This is a genomic window from Kitasatospora sp. NPDC002551 (assembly GCF_040296005.1).
GTDB lineage: Bacteria > Actinomycetota > Actinomycetes > Streptomycetales > Streptomycetaceae > Kitasatospora.
Genome location: NZ_JBEOWI010000069.1, coordinates 18,147 through 35,479, shown reverse-complemented (window position 1 = coordinate 35,479; position 17,333 = coordinate 18,147). Strand labels below are relative to the sequence as shown.

Sequence of the window (17,333 nt, the reverse complement as noted above, 5' to 3'; positions counted from 1 at the left end):
CCACCCTCCCCCTCGCCGACAGCGACCGCCTCATCCTCACCGGCCGCCTCTCCGTCCAGACCCAGCCCTGGCTCGCCGACCACGCCGTCTCCGGCATGATCCTCTTCCCCGGCACCGCCTTCCTCGAACTCGCCGTCCAGGCCGCCGACCGCGTCGGCTGCGACCAGATCGACGAACTCACCCTCGAAGCACCCCTGATCCTCCCCGAACGCGGCGCCGTCGTCCTCCAGATCACCACCGAAGCCCCGCACGACAACGGCACCCGCACCATCACCATCCACTCCCGCCCCGAAACCACCGACCCCGACCACCCCTGGACCCGCCACGCCAGCGGAGTCCTCGGCCACACCACCCACCCGGACTCCCACGACCTCCGGACCGTCTGGCCGCCCGAGAACGCCACCCCGGTCGAGGTCGACGACCTCTACCAGCGCTTCGCCGACGGCGGCTTCGCCTACGGCCCCGCCTTCCAGGGCCTGCGCAAGGCCTGGATCACCGACGACACCGTCTACGCCGAGGTCCGCCTCCCCGACGACCACCACGCCACCGCCGCCTCCTACGGCCTCCACCCCGCCCTGCTCGACGCCGCCCTGCACAGCATCGCGCTCGGCTCGATCCTCGACAGCGGCTCCGGCTCCGCCGACGGCGAGGGCGAAGGCCGCCTGCCGTTCTCCTGGACGGGCGTGTCCCTGCGCGCCTCCGGGGCGACGGAGCTGCGGGTGCGGATCGGTGCCGCCGGCACCGACGCCGTCGCGGTGACCGTCGCGGACGCCGCCGGCAGCCCGGTCGCCGCCATCGACGCCCTGGTGCTGCGCAGGATGTCGCCCGCGCAGCTCGGGTCCGCCCGTCCGGCCGGCGAGGAGACGCTGTTCCGGCTCGACTGGCCGTCCCTGCCGGCCCCGGCGCAGCAGCCGTCCGGCACCAGGCTGGCCCTGGTCGGCTCGGACGACCTCAAGCAGACGGAGGTCCTGGACGAACTCGGGTTCTCCCTGGAGTCCTACACCGACCTGAACGCCCTCGCCGGTGCCGTCGCCTCGGGCAGTTCGGCGCCCGTGATGGTGCTCGTCTCCTGCCCGCCCGCGCCCGAGAGCGCCGAGGCGGTGCGCAGCGCCACCCACCGCGCCCTGGCGCTGGTTCGGTCGTGGCTCGCGGACGAGCGCTTCGCGTCGTCCCGGATGGTGTTCGTCACCCGGCACGCCGCCGCCACCGCGCCCGGTGAGGGCGTGTCCGATCTCGCCGGTGCCGCCGTGTGGGGTCTGGTCCGGGCGGCGCAGTCGGAGCATCCCGACCGCTTCGTGCTGGTCGACGTCGACGAGGACGCGTCCTCCGGCCGGGCCCTGGGCGCGGCGCTGCTGTCCGGCGAGCCGCAGGTGGCGGTGCGCGGCGGCGGGCTGTCGGTGCCGCGCCTGGCGCGGGTGGCGTCCGCTCCGCAGGACGGGGCGCCGCGGTGGGACGCCGACGGCACCGTGCTGATCACCGGCACCGGCCTGCTCGGCGGCCTGCTCGCCCGGCACCTGGTCCGGCAGCGGGGCGTGCGCCGGCTGGTGCTGACCAGCCGGCGCGGCACCGAGGCCGAGGGCGTCGAGGAGCTGCGGGCCGAACTCGCCGGCCTCGGCGCCGAGGTGACCGTCGCGGCCTGCGACGCCGCCGACCGCGAGGCGCTGGCCGGGGTGATCGCCGCGATCCCGGCGGACCGTCCGCTGACCGCGGTGGTGCACACGGCGGGTGTCGTCGACGACAGCCTGGTCGACGGGCTCACGCCGGAGCGGCTGGACGCGGTGCTGCGGCCGAAGGTGGACGCCGTGCTGAACCTGCACGAGCTGACGCGTCACCTGGATCTCGCCGCCTTCGTGGTGTACTCCTCGGCGGCCGGGGTGGTGGGCAGTGCGGGCCAGGCCAACTACGCGGCGGCGAACGCCTTCCTGGACGCGTTCGCGCACAGCCGGCGCGGCCAGGGGCTGCCCGCCACCTCGCTCGCCTGGGGACCCTGGGACGAGCTCAGCACGATGACCGCCGCGCTGGACGCCGGTGACCTCGCCCGGGCGGCGCGCGCCGGTGTGGGCGGGCTGTCGTCCGAGGAGGGCCTGCGGCTGTTCGACACGGCGCTCGGCCTCGGTGACCCGCTGCTGGTGCCGATCCGGATCGACACCGGCGCGCTGCGCACCGGTGCTTCGGGTGTCGCCCTTCCCGCCGTGCTGCGCGGCCTGGTCCGCACCCCGGCCCGTCGGGCCGTGGCCGCGTCCGGGACCGCCGGCGACGGGGGCGGTACGGACGGCCCGTCCCTGGCCGGGCGCCTCGCGGCGCTGCCGGAGGCCGAGCAGCTCGCCGTGCTGGTCGACCTGGTGCGGGCCCACGTGGCCGCCGTGCTGGGGCACGCGGGTCCGCAGGCGGTGGCCGAGGACCACCAGCTGGTGGACTCCGGCTTCGACTCGCTCACCGCGGTCGAGCTGCGGAACCGGCTGAACGCCGCCACCGGGCTGCGGCTGCCCGCGACCCTGGCCTTCGACCACACCACGCCGGCCGACCTGGCGGAGCGGCTGCGCCGCGAGCTGGCCGAGGCTCCCGCCACGGCGGACCGCGCGGCGCAGCCGGCGGGCTCCGCCCCGGCCGCCGGCGCGGGCGGTTCGGCGACGCTGAGCTCGCTGTACATGGGCGCCTTCCAGCGCGGCAAGTGGGGCGAGGCGTTCGACCTGCTGCGGGCGGTGGCCGCGCTGCGCCCGCAGTTCGGCTCGGCCGCCGAGCTGGACAAGCCGCCGACGCCGATCAAGCTCGCCCGGGGCGAGGCGCCGACCCAGGTGTTCTGCCTCCCCTCGTGCCTCGCCCTGGCCGGGCTGCACCAGTACGCGCGGTTCGCGTCGTCCTTCCGGGGGCTGCGCGACGTGTCGGCGCTCCCGCTGCCCGGCTTCGTGCGGGACGAGAGCCTGCCGACGACGATGGAGGCCGTCGTCCAGGCCCAGGCGGCCGCGGTCGCCGAGGCCGCGGACGGTGCGCCGTTCGTGCTGCTCGGCACGTCGGCGGGCGGCTGGTTCGCGCAGGCCGCGGCGGGCCGGCTGGAGGAGCTGGGCGTCCGTCCGGCCGGTGTCGTCCTGGTGGACACGTACGTGCCGAAGAGCAACTTCGTCAACCAGTTCGGGCTGGCCCTGATGGACGGCATGACGGAGCGCGAGGGCACCTTCGTCGCGATGGACGACGACCGGCTGACGGCGATGGGCTGGTACCTGGACATCTGCAAGGAGTGGGAGCCGCGGCCGGTGGACGCGCCCACCCTGCTCGTCCGGGCCGAGCAGCCGCTGTCCGGCGGCGCCGCCGCGGCGGCCTCGGGCGCGTGGCGCTCCTTCTGGGACCTGCCCCACGATGTCGTCGACGTCCAGGGCAACCACTTCAGCGTGATGGAGGACCACGTGGCCTCCACCGCGGCCGCCGTCGAGGCCTGGGTCTCGGCCCTGCCCCGGCAGGACGGCACCCGCTGAGCACGACCCGCCGCCGCTCCTCCGCGCGGCGGCGGGTCCCGTCACACGGTTCGCATCCGACCACTACCGGCACGACCGGTGAGACCGAAAGGGACCCCCACCACCATGGCATCGCCGACCGGCGACGACAGCCTGTGGCTGCGCCGCTTCCACCCCCAGCCCGAGGCCACGGTGCGGCTGGTCTGCTTCCCGCACGCCGGAGGCTCCGCGAGCTTCTTCTTCCCGATGTCGGAGGAGATGTCCCCGGGGGTCGAGGTGCTGGCCGTGCAGTACCCGGGGCGCCAGGACCGGCGCACCGAGCGGCCCGTCGAGAGCGTCCAGGAGCTGGCCCGGGAGATCCACGCCGTGCTGACCCGGTGGACGGACCTGCCGCTGGCGCTGTTCGGCCACAGCATGGGCGCCAGCGTCGCCTTCGAGGTGGCCCGGCTGCTGGAGCGGGAGTCCGGCGTCGTGCCGGCCGCCCTGTTCGCCTCCGGCCGCAACGCGCCTTCGCAGCACCGCAGCAACGAGATCCACCTGCTGGACGACAACGGCATCGTGGCGGAGCTGCAGCGGCTCAGCGGCACCGATTCGCGCATTCTGGGCGACCTGGAACTCTTGCGCTTCGCCCTGCCCGCGATCCGCAGCGACTACAAGGCGGCGGAGACCTACCGCTACGTGCCCGGGCCGCCGCTGCGCTGCCCGATCGTGGGGCTCGGCGGCGACAGCGACATCCGCGTCGACGTCGAGGACGTGGCGGCGTGGGGCGACCACACCTCGGGGACCTTCGACCTCCAGGTCTTCCCCGGCGGGCACTTCTACCTCAGCGACCAGAAGGCCGCCGTCGTGAACACCGTGTCGGATTTCCTCATCGCCCGTAACCCGATCACGATGCTGCCGCCGCGGGAGGTCGCCGGCGGCTGAATTCCTGTTGAACTCAACTCCCACCAGTACAGGGGTCGGTAGGGGTTGTCGCCGCCCTTCCGGCTCGGCTTTGCTGAATCCGCGTAACGGGACCCAAGGAAAGAAGAAACGCACATGCGCGTGTTGTTCGCCACCGTCTCCGAGAAATCCCACCTGTACACCATGGTCCCGTTGGCGTGGGCCTTCGCCGCGGCCGGCCACGAGGTGAGGGTCGCCAGCAACCCCTCCCTCACCGAGGCCATCAGCCGCACCGGTCTCACCGCGGTTTCGGTCGGCACGGACCACAACATCCACCAGATGTTCGCCATGCACCACGAGCAGTTGGAGAACGAGATCTCGGACTGGTCGCAGCCGTACGCGGATCAGCAGACCTGGGAGAAGGTGCTCACCAAGTACCGGATGAGCACCCAGTTCGCCTACCGGATCTACAACGACTGCATGGTCGACGACATGGTGGCGCTGGCCCGGGACTGGCAGCCGGACCTGGTCGTCTGGGACCCGCTGACCTACGCGGCGCCGGTGGCGGCCCGGGTCGTCGGCGCCGCCCACGCGCGCATGCTGTGGTGCGTCGACATCTACTCGAAGATGCGCTCGGCGTTCCTGGAGCTGATGGAGCAGCAGCCGGAGGACCAGCGCGAGGACCCGCTGGCCGCCTGGCTGACCGAGCTGCTGGCCCGCTACGGCTGTGACTTCGCCGAGGAGGTCACCACCGGCCAGTGGACCATCGACCAGATCCCGGACAGCCTCCAGCTGCCGCTGGACGTCGAGCGCGTGCCGCTGCGCTGGGTGCCGTACAACGGTCCGGCGGTGGAGCCGGCGTGGGTCCGCGAGACGCCGCAGCGCCCCCGGGTCTGCCTGACCTCCGGTGTCTCCTTCGGTGCGCTGGGCGGTTCCTTCGTGCCGATCCAGGAGATCCTGGACGCCGTCGCGGACCTCGACATCGAGCTGATCGCGGCGCTGCCCAAGGAGATCTCCGACGGCCTGGAGCGGGTGCCGGACAACGCCCGCCTGGTGGACTTCGTGCCGCTGCACACGCTGCTCCCCAGCTGTTCGGTCATCCTGCACCACGGCGGCTTCGGCTCCTGGACGACCGCGCTGGTCAACGGCGTTCCGCAGTTCATGGCGCCGATCCGGTTCGCGGACTGGTGGAACAAGGCGACCGCCCTGGAGGACGCCGGCATCGGCATCCACACCCACGCCCGCGAGCTGACCGCCCAGGGTGTGCGGGAGGGCATCGAGCGGCTGCTCGGCGACCCGTCCTTCAAGGAGAACGCCGAGCGCGTGCGGGCGGAGATCCAGGCCACGCCGAGCCCGGCCGACCTGGTTCCGGTGCTGGAGAAGCTGACGGCCGAGCACCGCTCGTGAACGTCCGGGAGCTGGCCGTCGGCGGGGCGTTCGCGTTCACGCCGGCGGTCCACCCCGACGCGCGGGGGACGTTCTGCGCGAGCTACACCGAGTCCGCCTTCGTGGCGGCGGTCGGGCACCCGCTGCGGCTGGGGCAGTACCACAACAGCGTGTCGCGGCGCGGCACGGTCCGCGGGATCCACTTCGCGGACGTGCCGCCCGGGCAGGCCAAGTTCGTCACCTGCACCCGTGGTTCGCTGCTCGACGTGGTGGTGGACATCCGGGCGGGCTCGCCGACCTACGGGCAGTGGGACTCCCTGGTGCTGGACGCCGTCACCTGCCGGGCGGTGTACCTCCCCGAGGGGCTGGGACACGCGTTCATGGCCCTGGAGGACGACACCGTGGCCGCGTACCTGTGCTCGACCGAGTACAACCCGGCCGCGGAGCACGAGATCGACCCCTTCGATCCCGAGCTCGCCCTGCCCTGGCCGCAGGACATCACGCCCCTGGTGTCGGACCGGGACCGGAACGCGCCGACGCTGCGGCAGGCCCGGGAGGCCGGCGCACTGCCGGACTACGGCGCCTGTCAGGCGCGCTACGCTGCACTTCGCACGCACTGACCCGCCGAAGTACCGAGGCAAACCGACGTACTGACGCCGCGTCATCGCGACAGCTCCACCGTCCGGTTGACCCCCGCATCCGGCGGTGGAGCCGTGCCGTTCACCGGGCGGAAGTCCTCCGGCGGCCGGATCGCCGCTTCGCGCGGTCCCGGCGCGGGAACGCCCGCCTCCGGCGGCACAGGTAAGGAATCCCGGTGGAGGAAGAAAGAGAAGGCATGCCGGTGATCGAGGTCGAGAAACTCCGCAAGACCTACGGCGACCACGTCGCCGTGGACGACGTCTCCTTCGCCGTGGAGGAGGGCGAGATATTCGGCATCCTCGGCCCCAACGGCGCGGGCAAGACGACGATCGTGGAGTGCGTGGAGGGCCTGCGCAGGTACGACGGCGGCAAGGTCTCGGTCATGGGGCTCGACCCGCACCACGACAAGGAGCAGCTGCGCCAGCGCATCGGCATCCAGCTGCAGGAGAGCGAACTGCCGCCCCGGCTCAAGGTCTGGGAGGCGCTGCAGATGTACAGCACCTTCTACCGCGACCCGGCCGACTGGCGGAGCCTGATCACCGACTGGGGGCTGGAGAAGAAGCGCGACAGCCGCTTCGGCCAGCTGTCCGGAGGCCAGAAGCAGCGGCTGTCGATCGCCCTGGCGCTGGTCGGCAACCCCCGGATCGCGGTGTTCGACGAGCTGACCACCGCGCTCGACCCCCGGGCCCGGCGGGAGACCTGGGAGCTGATCGAGCGGGTCCGCGCCCAGGGCGTCACGGTGCTGCTGGTCACCCACTTCATGGAGGAGGCCGAGCGGCTCTGCGACCGGATCGCGGTCATCAGGGACGGGCAGCTGGCGGCGCTCGACACCCCGGCCGGCCTGATCGCCGCCGCCGAGTCCGAGCAGCGCCTGCGCTTCACCCCCTCCGACCCGCTGGACGACTCCCTGCTGACCGCGCTGCCCGAGGTCACCTCGGTGACCCGGGCCAACGCCCGGGTGACGGTCACCGGCACGGAGAACCTGGTGTACGCGGTGGTCTCGGTGCTGTCCCGGCACGGGATCGTCCCCGGCGAGCTGCGCCTCGAACAGCCGACGCTGGAGGACGCCTTCGTGAAGCTCACCGGCACGGCCCCGGCCGCGAACTGACCCCCGTGACCCCGATGACCAGGAGAACAGGCATGACCGGGCGCTCCCAGCTCACCCTCGTCGAGACGAAGCTCTTCCTCCGCGACCCGACCGCGGTCTTCTTCGTGATCGCCCTGCCGATCATGCTGCTGGAGATCTTCCACATCATCACCACCAACTCGGACGACACCGCCGACCAGAAGGCCGCGATGGCGGCGTTCGTCCCGGCCATGGCGATGTCGATGTGCCTCACCATGCTGTCGCTGAACCTGCTGCCCACCACCCTGGCGACCTACCGGGAGAAGGGCATCCTGCGCCGGATGGCGGCCAGTCCCGTCCACCCCGTCAACCTGCTGCTCGCCCAGCTCGTCATCAACCTGGCGACCGCCGTGGTCGCGGCGCTGCTGGTGCTCGGCGTCGGGCGGTTCGCGTTCGACACGGCGCTGCCGGAGCAGGTGCCGGCCTTCCTGCTGACCTTCGCCCTGGGCGCCTGGGCGCTGTTCTCGGTCGGCCTGGTGGTCGCCGCGATCGCGCCGGGCAGCCGCGCGGCGACCTCGATCGGCCTGTCGCTGCTCTTCCCCAGCCTGTTCTTCGGAGGGGTGTTCCTCCCGAAGGAGCAGCTGCCCGACGCCGTCGCCAGGATCGGGGACTACACCCCGCTCGGCGCCACCCTGCAGGCGCTGCGGGACTCCTGGGAGGGGCAGTGGCCGCAGACCCTGCACCTGGCCGTCCTCGCGGCCGTCGGCGCCCTGTGCAGCGTGCTGGCGGCCAGGCTGTTCCGCTGGCAGTGAGCCGGGAACCGTCCCGGCCGCCGGGCCGCCGCCGTCCCCGACGGCGGTGAGCCCCGGCCGGGGCGGCGCCGGACCCCGCCCGGCGACAGGTGTGGCAGGTACGCAACAAATCTTGCAGCTCCACCACGACGACCCCGTACCGGTAAAGGAATCGCAGATGGAGTACACCTACCTCGGCCGCACCGCCCTCCAGGTGAGCCGGCTCTGCCTGGGCACGCTGAACCTGGGCGTCCGGGCGACCAAGGACGAGAGCTTCGAGATCATGGACCGCGCCCTGGAGCGCGGGATCAACTTCCTCGACACCGCCAACCAGTACGGCTGGCAGGTCCACAAGGGCTTCACCGAGGAACTGCTCGGCGAGTGGTTCGCCCAGGGCGGCGGACGCCGCGACCAGGTCGTGCTCGGCACCAAGGTGTTCAACCCGATGAGCGAGCGCCCCAACGACGGCGGCCTGTCCGCCCGCCACATCATCGCCTCCTGCGAGGCCTCGCTGCGCCGGATGCGGACCGACTGGATCGACCTCTTCCAGATGCACCACATCGACCGCCACGCCCCCTGGGACGAGGTCTGGCAGGCGATGGAGATGCTCACCCAACAGGGCAAGGTCCGCTACGTGGGCTCCTCCAACTTCGCCGGCTGGCACATCGCCGAGGCGCAGGAAGCCGCGTCCCGGCGCAACTTCCTCGGCATCGTCTCCGAGCAGTCCGTCTACAACCTGGTCACCCGCTACGTGGAGCTGGAGCTGATCCCGGCCGCCCAGCGCTACGGGGTGGCCGTGCTCGCCTGGTCGCCGCTGCACGGGGGCCTGCTGAGCGGCGCGCTGCGCAAGCTGGAGGAGGGCACCGCCGTCAAGACCGCGCAGGGCCGGGCGATGGAGGCGCTGGACAAGCACCGCGACGCCGTCGCCGCCTACGAGAAGCTCTGCGCCGGCCTCGGCGCCGACCCGGCCGAGGTGGGCCTGGCCTGGGTGATGTCCCGGCCCGGGATCACCGCCCCGGTCATCGGCCCGCGCAGCCTCGGCCAGCTGGAGAGCGCCCTGAACGCCATGCGGCTGGAGCTGACGGACGAGGTGCTGGCCGAGCTCGACCGGCTGTTCCCGCCGATCGGCAACGGCGGGCCCGGCCCCGAGGCGTGGGCCTGGTGAACGCCCTCGCGACCCGCGTCGCGCGCTCCGCGCACGCGGCCGACAGCTCCACGGTCACGCTGTCCGCCTTCCACGAGTGGCTCGACGGGCGCCGCCGGGCCGACGAGTCGAGAATCGAGCGCATCCCGTTCGCGGCCATGCGCGGATGGGGCTTCGACCCGCAGACCGGCAACCTCGTCCACGACAGCGGCCGGTTCTTCACCGTCGAGGGCCTGGACGTCAGCATGCCGGGCCGCCCGGTCGATAACTGGACCCAGCCGATCCTCCGTCAGCCGGAGATCGGCATCCTCGGCATCATCGCCAAGGAGTTCGACGGCGTGCTGCACTTCCTCATGCAGGCCAAGATGGAGCCCGGCAACTGCAACGGCCTGCAGCTCTCGCCGACCGTGCAGGCCACCCGCAGCAACTACACCCGGGTCCACCGCGGCGCGGCCGTCCCCTACGTCGAGTACTTCCAGCAGCCCGGGCGGTACCGGACCCTCGCCGACGTGCGCCAGTCCGAGCAGGGCTGCTGGTTCTACCGCAAGCGCAACCGCAACATCATCATCGAGGTGGACGAGGACGTCGAGGTCCTGGACGGGTTCCACTGGCTGACCCTGCGGCAGCTGCACCAACTGCTCGCCGTCGAGGACCTGGTCAACATGGACTCGCGCAGCGTCCTCGCCTGCCTGCCCTTCCCGTTCCAGGGGTGCGAGCCGGGCGGGGCCGGCCCGCAGGCCGCCACCGTCGGCACCGACCTGCTCAGCTGGATCACCGAGGCGCGCACCCGGTACGAGCCGCACGCCGAGCGCATCCCGCTGGACAAGGTCCTCCACTGGCGGCGTTCGGGCGACCGGATATCCCACGAGAGCGGCGGCTTCTTCAGCGTCATCGCGGTGGACGTCCAAGCCGGCGGCCGCGAGGTCCGCAGCTGGTCCCAGCCCATGATCGCGCCGCACGGCACCGGGCTGTCGGCCTTCCTGACCCGCCGCGTGGAGGGCACCCTGCAGGCCCTGGTGCACGCCCGGATGGAACCGGGGTACACCGACGTCCTGGAGCTCGCGCCCACCGTCCAGTGCACGCCCGAGAACTACACCCGGCTGCCGGCCGCCGCCCGGCCGCCGCTCCTCGACCGCGTGCTCGCGGCGCCGCCCGAGCGGGTGCTGTTCGACTCGGTGCTCTCCGAGGAGGGCGGGCGCTTCTACCACGCCCGCAACCGCTACCTCGTCCTCGACGCCGGTCCCGGCCTGCGCGAGTCCGACCTCGGACCCGACTACCGGTGGATCCCCGTCCCGGAGCTCGCCGGGCTGATCCGGCACAGCCACTACCTCAACGTCGAGGCCCGCACGCTGATCGCCTGCCTCCAGGGCGTGGACGCCCCGGTGCTTCTCTAGCGGGCCCTGCCCGTCCGCCGCGCCACCGGCCCCGCAGGGCGGCGCGGCGGACGGGGCCGTCCGGTTTCCCCGGCCTTCACCGTCACGGGTCCGCCGGGCGGTAGGTTCTCCCCGGAGCCGGTGCGCGGCCGGCCGGGAACGGGGAGTCGGAATGTCGGACAGGGTGCTGGCGGGCCGGGCGGCGGTCGTCACGGGCGGCTCGCGCGGGATCGGCCGGGCCGTCGTGGAGCGGCTGGCGGCGGACGGCGCGGACGTGGTGTTCGGCTACGCGCGGGACGACGCGGCGGCCGAGGACGTGGTGCGCGCGGTGGCCGCGCACGGAGCCGGGCGGGCGCACGCGGTGCGCGCCGACCTCGGCGCCCCGGAGGGCGCGGAGTGGCTGATGGCCGCGGCCCAGGAGGAACTCGGCGGGCTGGACATCCTCGTCAACAACGCGGCGCGCAGCTTCACCCCCGCCCCGCTCGCCGAGACCGACCCGGCGGACTTCGACGCGGTGCTCGCCGTCAACACCCGCGCGGTGTTCCTGACGCTGCGGTACGCGGCGCAGCACATGCGCGACGGCGGGCGGATCGTCAACGTCTCCTCCCTCAACACCCGCCGCGCCGTACCCGGCATCACGCCGTACCTGGCCAGCAAGGGCGCGCTGGAGCAGCTGACGCAGGCCGCGGCGCTGGAGCTCGGACCGCGCGGGATCACCTGCAACACCGTCTCGCCCGGGCCGGTGGAGACCGACCTGCTGCGCTCGCTCAACCCCCCGCAGGCGCTGGAGGTGGTGGCCGGGATGACGCCGCTGCGGCGGCTCGGGCAGCCGGCCGACGTCGCGGACGTGATCGCGTTCCTGGTCGGCCCGGACGGGCGGTGGGTGTCCGGGCAGAACCTCGGTGCGACGGGCGGCCTGCGCTGACGGCGGCACGACCGGGCGGCGCCGTGGGCTCAGGGGGGGCAGGGTCACGCACTGCCACCCAATCCGTACCATTTCGATACCGAAGCCCGGATGAGCTGGGAAGATGCTCGCCGGGTCGGCGGGGCCCCGGTAGCATCCGGCCCAGGCCACCCGGACCGGCGCAGGCGGCACAGCACCGCCGTGCCGGTCCGCCGGGCGGCTGACTCCCGCGGGTCCGCCCGGGGGCGGCCTCCGGGGCGACGCTCCGGAGGCGTCGCCCGGCGGTGCCCGTGTACAGGGCACGCGCGCCAGGGCAGTCGCGCGGAACGGCGAAGGGCAGCGTCTTGGCGGACAGACTCACCGGTGGCGACTCCTCACTCCTGCGGCGGATCAACGCGGCGGTGACCCTGCGGGCGCTGCGCGAGGGCCACGCGGTGACGCTGACCCAGCTGGTCGGCGACACCGGGCTCTCCCGCCCGACGGTCGAGGGCGTGATCGAGGGGCTGGTGGAGACCGGCCTGGTCGCCGAGGTCGAGCAGCCGCAGCCGGGCGGTCAGCCCGGCGCCGGGCGGCGCGGACGGCCGGCCCGGTGGTTCCGGTTCCGGGCCGAGGCCGGGCACATCCTCGGCATCGAGATCGGCGTGCACGACATCCGGATCATCCTCGCGGACCTCGCCGGCGAGGTGGTGGGCACCCACTTCCGGCCGGTCGAGGAGAGCCTGGACGCGGAGGAACGCCTCACCGCGGTGCGCTCGGTGGTCGCGGAGGTGCTGCGCAAGGCGGGCGTCTCCCGGGACAACCTGTGGGCGGTGGGCGTCGGCACGCCGGGCATCGTCGACCGGGACGGCACCGTGCAGCTGGGCACCGCGATGCCCGGGTGGACGGGCCTGGACCTCGGGGCCCGGCTGCGGCGCTCGTTCCGCTGCCCGGTGATGATCGAGAACGACGCCAACCTCGCCGCGATCGCCGAGCACTGGCAGGGCGCGGCGGTCGGCGCCGACGACGTCGTGTTCGTCATGGCGGGTCTGAGCCCGGGCGCCGGCTCGCTCATCAACGGTCGGCTGCACCGCGGCTTCGGCGGCGCGGCCGGCGAGATCGGCGCCCTGCACCTGCTCGGTCAGGAGGTGACGCCGGAGCGCCTGCTCTCCACCACCGGCAAGCCGCTCAACCCGCTGGACGAGGCGGCGGTGGCACGGGTGCTGAGGCTCGCCCGCGAGGGCGACGAGGTGGCGAAGGTCGCGACCGACCGCTTCCTGACCCGCCTGGTGCAGAGCGTCGCCGCCCTCGTCCTGGCCATCGACCCGCAGCTCGTCGTGATCGGCGGCTGGGCCGCCGGCCTCGACGGCGTCCTCGACCCGCTGCGCGAACGCCTCGCCCAGTTCACCCTGCGCGCCCCCGAGGTGGCCCTGGCCGCCCTCGGCTCCGAGGTCGTCGCCATGGGCGCCCTGCGCGTCGCCCTCGACCAGGTCGAGGAGCAGCTCTTCGCCGTCAACCCCCCGACGGCCTGAGCGGCCGCGGGGCCGCTTCCGGCTTCGGGACCGCCAGTTGCTCCCCTGTCAGCGGGGCCGGCCCGCCGCCCACGCGGCGGTCGGCGCGATGCCGAGGCCGAGCGCGAACATCGACAGGATCAGCAGCTGCGCGAGGCGGCGCCCGGCAGGGCCGCCGCCGATCCTTCCGTACCAGTGCGCGTTCACGTGCGCGCTCACGGCCCCACCCCGGGATCGCCGGACACTTGGCTTGCACGAACGGGTCGTTCCCGGACCGGTCCCGCGCCTGGGCCGTGGCGCCTCGCGCGGACGGGTCGTACAGAGATCGCCCGCAACCTACCGGCCCGTGCGGCAGCCGCCCAGGGGCTACCCCGAACGGTTGCCCTCGTTCAGGAACCCGCGATCGGGCCCCGCTCGTCCGCACGCCCCCCGCGACGGAAACGGCCCAGGCCCGGGCGCCTGGTGGGGCGCTCGGGCCTGGGCCTGAGGGTTTTCGGGAGTGGTTCAGGAGGCGGCGGCACCCACGGGGGTGGCGGCGCCGACGGGGGTGACCTCGACGAGGCCGGTCTCACCGAAGGTCAGCTTGCAGGTGTCCGCGCGGTAGGTGGAGACGGCGAGCGCGACCAGCCGGCCGGCCGCGGCGTACTGCGTGGTCATCACCAGCACCGGCGAGCCGGGCGGGCGCTCCAGCAGCGCGGCCTGCTCGGCCTCGGCGACGCCCAGCTCGACGGAGCGGGACTCGCCGTCGACCTCCAGGCGCTCCAGCTGGCGCAGCACCGAGCGGGCGCGGTCGCTCTCGGCGCGGAACCCGGGCAGGTGCGGCAGCGCGGCGGCGGGCACGTGCAGCGACTCGGTGGCCATGATCCGCCCCTGCACGAGGCGCACCCGGCGGACGGTGTGCACGGGGGCACCCTCGGCGACCCCGAGCGCCTCCGCCAGCCGACGGGCGGCCGGAGCGGTGGTGCAGTCGACGGTGCGCCACGCCTGGCTGCGGACGGCACCGGGCCAGCCCTCCTCCTGCCGGTTCACCGGAACGCCGACCCTGGGCGCGGCGATCAGGGTGCCGATGCCGCGCCGGCGGACCAGCCGGCCCTCCAGCTCCAGCTGGTCGAGCGCCTGGCGCAGGGTGGCCCGGGCGACGCCGAAGCGGGCGGCGAGCTCGCGCTCGTTCGGCAGGACCTGGCCGATGGAGAACTCCGTGTCGATGGCGCGGAGCAACACCGTGCGCAGGTGCCAGTACTTCGGTTCCGGTACCGCCGTGAGCTGTCCTGTCGTTCCCACCGTGTCCTCCACCCTGGTTTCTTCCGCCCTGCTGAAAGAGGGCGGATCCGCCCCGCTGTCCGCTGTTGCGGCAGGTGGGAGAGCGGGCTTTTTCCGTCCTTCTTTATTAAAGGTCCTTGCAGTAAGTGACCCTAGGGGCTGGATCGGGAGATGGTCAAGACCAATGGCGCGCCCCGGCGGGACTGCCGCACAGTTTCATGGTGCGTTCACGTCAGCTCCGCAAGCGGACGCGTCGCGGCACGCCCCCGCACGTGGCAGTGGGTAGGCTGCCCGGGTGATCGTGGTGACGAGTGTGAACGTGAACGGAATCCGGGCGGCGGCCAAGAAGGGATTCATCGAGTGGCTGGCCGCCACCGAGGCGGACGTGGTCTGCCTGCAGGAGGTGCGCTCCGAGCCCGAGCAGCTCCCCGTCGAGCTGCGCGACCTGGACGGCTGGCACACGGTGTGGGCCCCGGCCGCCACCAAGGGCCGTGCCGGCGTCGCCATCCTCTCCCGGACGGAACCGAGCCGCACGGTCGTCGGCTTCGAGTCGGCGGAATTCGACAAATCAGGCAGGTACGTCGAAATCGACCTTCCGGGCCTGACCGTGGCCAGCCTCTACCTCCCCTCCGGCGAGGTCGGCACCGAACGCCAGGACGAGAAGGAACGCTTCATGGCGGAATTCCTCGTCCACCTCGGCAAGCTCCGCACCCGCGCCGCCGCCGACGGCCGCGAGGTCGTGGTCTGCGGCGACTGGAACATCGCCCACCGCCCCGAGGACCTCAAGAACTGGAAGGCCAACCAGAAGTCCGCCGGCTTCCTCCCCGAGGAACGCGCCTGGCTCTCCCGCGTCTACGACGAGGCCGGCTACGTCGACGTCGTCCGCCACCTCCACCCCGACCGCACCGGCCCCTACTCCTGGTGGTCCTACCGAGGCCGCGCCTTCGACAACGACTCCGGCTGGCGCATCGACCTCCAGGTAGCCACCCCCACCCTCGCCGCCAAGGCCATCGAAGCCCACACCGAACGCGCCGCCACCCACGCGGAGCGCTGGTCCGACCACGCGCCGGTGACCGCCGTCTACGACCTGGAGCACTGACCGAATGCCAGGAAGCCGGGCTGCCGCTCGCATCCGTCGGCAGCCCGGCCATCAGCGCGATACGGCCCCGGGCTCCACGGACATCCGGCTCGGCGCCGACCGTCAGAGCACTTGGCCGGCCTGTTGCAGGCGACGCACTCGACGGCGCTTCCACGGCGTGATCTCCGCCGAGACGTCCAGGGTCCTCGAAGGAGCCGACGATCTCCCACTCCTTCGAGACCGCGTGCCGGGTCGCCGACTCCGCCTGCACCAGGTGCGAGACCTTGCCCTCGCCCCCGTGCGTGTCCGACACACGCGAACCCACCACCGCCCGAACCGGCACCAACGACGTCACCCTGCTTCACCGCAGGCCCTACGTCGAACGCGCAGCCTCCCACGCGCAGCGCTGGAGCGACCACGCACCGGTCACCGCCGAGTTCGACTTCGACCTTGACCAACCGTCAAGGTCCTCTGAATCCCGCGTGCCGGAGATCGGCCCGCCGGCCGCACCTGGTGCGGGTGTCAGGGCGGGTCCGCGGCGGGGGCGGGGGCTCGGGGGGCGCGGAGCTGTACGGTGACGGCGGTCGCCAGGAAGACCACGGCCACCAGGAGCAGGAAGGCGCGGGCGCCGACGGTGTCGAGGAGCAGGCCGCCGACGGACAGGCCGACCGGCAGGCCCGCCTGGGCGAGCAGCCGGTAGAGGCTGTTGATCCTGGCGTGCATCTCCTGCGGGATGATCGCCATCCGGTACGCGTAGAGGGTGGAGAAGTACGGCGGGGCGACCCACAGGGCCAGGGCCAGGCCCAGGACGGCGACCCACGGGGCCGGTGCGGCGGCGATGATCAGTTCACCGGCCGCCCAGCCCGCGCCGGCGAGGAGCATCACTCCGTAGGGCCCCAGACGGCGGTCGAGGATGCCGCTGCAGAAGCTGCCCAGGATGCCGCTGGCCGCGCCGAGCGCCAGCAGGAGGCCGGTGTGCGTGGAGTCGAGGTGGAACTCGGACTTCATGAGCGCCATGAAGCTCAGCCAGACCGTGCCGAGCGCGACGATGTTGACGAAGTTCGCCAGCGCGAGCCGGCGCAGCCGGCCGTCCCCCAGGAGGTGGCCGACGCCCGCGCGGATCGAGGCGCCCAGCGGGGTCCGGACGGCGGCGGGCGGGGGGCTCAGCGAGGTGCGGACGCAGAGGACGCCGAGGCCGGCGACGAGGTAGGTGAGGGCGTCGACGCCGAAGGCGTAGCCGGCGCCCTGCAGGGCGTGCGTCCCCAGGCCGACGAGGGCGCCGCCGAGCGCGGGGCCCAGGACCTCGGTGAGCGCGGTGGTGCCCTCCACCCAGCCGGTGGCCCTGGCGAGTTCGTGGGCGGGCAGGATCCGGGGGAAGACGGTGCTGTTGGCCACGTCGAAGAAGACGTAGACGACGCCGGAGCAGAACACCGTGGCGGCGATGGCGGGGATGCTGGTGCCGCCGGCGAGCAGGTAGCCCGCGAGCAGTCCGAACATCCCGGCGCGCAGGAAGTTGCCCCCCACCAGGACGACCCGCCGGTTCCACCGCTCCACCAGGGCGCCGGCCGGGATGGCCAGGAGTACGTAGGGCACCTGTTCGAGGGCGGTGATCAGACCGGCCGTCCCGGCCGAGCCGGTGGCGTCGAGGACCAGGAGGGGGAGCACGAACTGGGAGATCTGCGTGCCGACGCGCGAGGTGACCTGGGCCCACCAGAGGACGACGAAGTCGCGTACCCGCCAGAGGTCGAGGGGTGGTGGTGGCGCGGCGGCCGGCCGGCCGCGGGTCTTCCCGAGGGACATCTGGTGGTCGCTTTCTGTGACGGTGCCGGGCCGGGCGCGGCCGCCCGGTCGGGCGGTCGGGCCCGGCCGGGCGG

14 protein-coding genes are annotated in these 17,333 nt (G+C 73.3%); 11 read left to right on the top strand and 3 right to left on the bottom strand.

Going from position 1 to position 17,333, the window contains the following annotated elements:
- The 10 genes from ABT093_RS35685 to ABT093_RS35640 all read left to right on the top strand — a co-directional run.
- Nucleotides 1–3,470, top strand: a 3,470-nt coding sequence (locus ABT093_RS35685; RefSeq protein WP_350571408.1) for a type I polyketide synthase, incomplete at its 5' end; no start/stop codon positions are given.
- 105 nt (nucleotides 3,471–3,575) lie between these two features.
- Complete coding sequence (locus tag ABT093_RS35680; protein ID WP_350571406.1) at nucleotides 3,576–4,373, top strand: thioesterase II family protein; 798 nt, start codon at nucleotides 3,576–3,578, stop codon at nucleotides 4,371–4,373.
- 114 nt (nucleotides 4,374–4,487) lie between these two features.
- Nucleotides 4,488–5,738 (top strand): activator-dependent family glycosyltransferase, encoded by a 1,251-nt coding sequence (locus tag ABT093_RS35675; RefSeq protein ID WP_350571404.1) that lies wholly within the window; start codon nucleotides 4,488–4,490, stop codon nucleotides 5,736–5,738.
- Nucleotides 5,735–6,337, top strand: coding sequence for a dTDP-4-dehydrorhamnose 3,5-epimerase family protein (locus ABT093_RS35670; RefSeq protein ID WP_350571403.1), 603 nt, complete (start codon nucleotides 5,735–5,737; stop codon nucleotides 6,335–6,337). Before ABT093_RS35675 ends, ABT093_RS35670 begins: the two co-directional genes overlap by 4 nt.
- A gap of 215 nt (nucleotides 6,338–6,552) precedes the next feature.
- Nucleotides 6,553–7,464, top strand: coding sequence for an ABC transporter ATP-binding protein (locus ABT093_RS35665; protein ID WP_350571402.1), 912 nt, complete (start codon nucleotides 6,553–6,555; stop codon nucleotides 7,462–7,464).
- Between the two features lie 32 nt (nucleotides 7,465–7,496).
- A complete protein-coding gene (locus ABT093_RS35660) occupies nucleotides 7,497–8,234 on the top strand; it encodes an ABC transporter permease (RefSeq protein ID WP_350571401.1) in 738 nt (245 codons plus the stop codon).
- A 157-nt stretch (nucleotides 8,235–8,391) separates the two neighbouring features.
- On the top strand, nucleotides 8,392–9,378 hold the full coding sequence (locus ABT093_RS35655) for an aldo/keto reductase (protein ID WP_350571399.1): 987 nt from the start codon (nucleotides 8,392–8,394) through the stop codon (nucleotides 9,376–9,378).
- Nucleotides 9,372–10,751: an NDP-hexose 2,3-dehydratase family protein gene (locus ABT093_RS35650; protein WP_502884387.1), complete on the top strand. Its 1,380-nt coding sequence runs from the start codon at nucleotides 9,372–9,374 to the stop codon at nucleotides 10,749–10,751. Before ABT093_RS35655 ends, ABT093_RS35650 begins: the two co-directional genes overlap by 7 nt.
- Nucleotides 10,752–10,902: 151 nt before the next feature.
- The gene (locus tag ABT093_RS35645; protein ID WP_350571397.1) at nucleotides 10,903–11,655 is read left to right on the top strand and encodes an SDR family oxidoreductase; all 753 of its coding nucleotides are present in this window, start codon (nucleotides 10,903–10,905) and stop codon (nucleotides 11,653–11,655) included.
- Nucleotides 11,656–11,978: 323 nt separating this feature from the next.
- Nucleotides 11,979–13,142 carry an ROK family protein gene (locus tag ABT093_RS35640; RefSeq protein WP_350571396.1) on the top strand — a complete coding sequence of 388 codons (1,164 nt, stop codon included), beginning with the start codon at nucleotides 11,979–11,981 and terminating at the stop codon, nucleotides 13,140–13,142.
- A gap of 48 nt (nucleotides 13,143–13,190) precedes the next feature.
- Here ABT093_RS35640 and ABT093_RS35635 read toward each other — a convergent pair whose 3' ends face one another.
- Nucleotides 13,191–13,340 (bottom strand): hypothetical protein, encoded by a 150-nt coding sequence (locus ABT093_RS35635; protein ID WP_350571394.1) that lies wholly within the window; start codon nucleotides 13,338–13,340, stop codon nucleotides 13,191–13,193.
- 285 nt (nucleotides 13,341–13,625) lie between these two features.
- The gene (locus tag ABT093_RS35630) at nucleotides 13,626–14,402 is read right to left on the bottom strand and encodes a GntR family transcriptional regulator (protein ID WP_350571392.1); all 777 of its coding nucleotides are present in this window, start codon (nucleotides 14,400–14,402) and stop codon (nucleotides 13,626–13,628) included.
- 274 nt (nucleotides 14,403–14,676) lie between these two features.
- Here ABT093_RS35630 and ABT093_RS35625 point away from each other — a divergent pair, with 274 nt between their 5' ends.
- Entirely contained in the window at nucleotides 14,677–15,480 is an 804-nt protein-coding gene (locus ABT093_RS35625; RefSeq protein WP_350571391.1) for an exodeoxyribonuclease III, read from the top strand.
- A gap of 501 nt (nucleotides 15,481–15,981) precedes the next feature.
- On the opposite strand, the gene ABT093_RS35620 is transcribed toward ABT093_RS35625, so the two are convergent.
- Nucleotides 15,982–17,259, bottom strand: a complete 1,278-nt coding sequence (locus ABT093_RS35620) for an MFS transporter (protein WP_350571390.1) — start codon at nucleotides 17,257–17,259, stop codon at nucleotides 15,982–15,984.
- Between the last annotated feature and the right edge of the window lie 74 nt (nucleotides 17,260–17,333).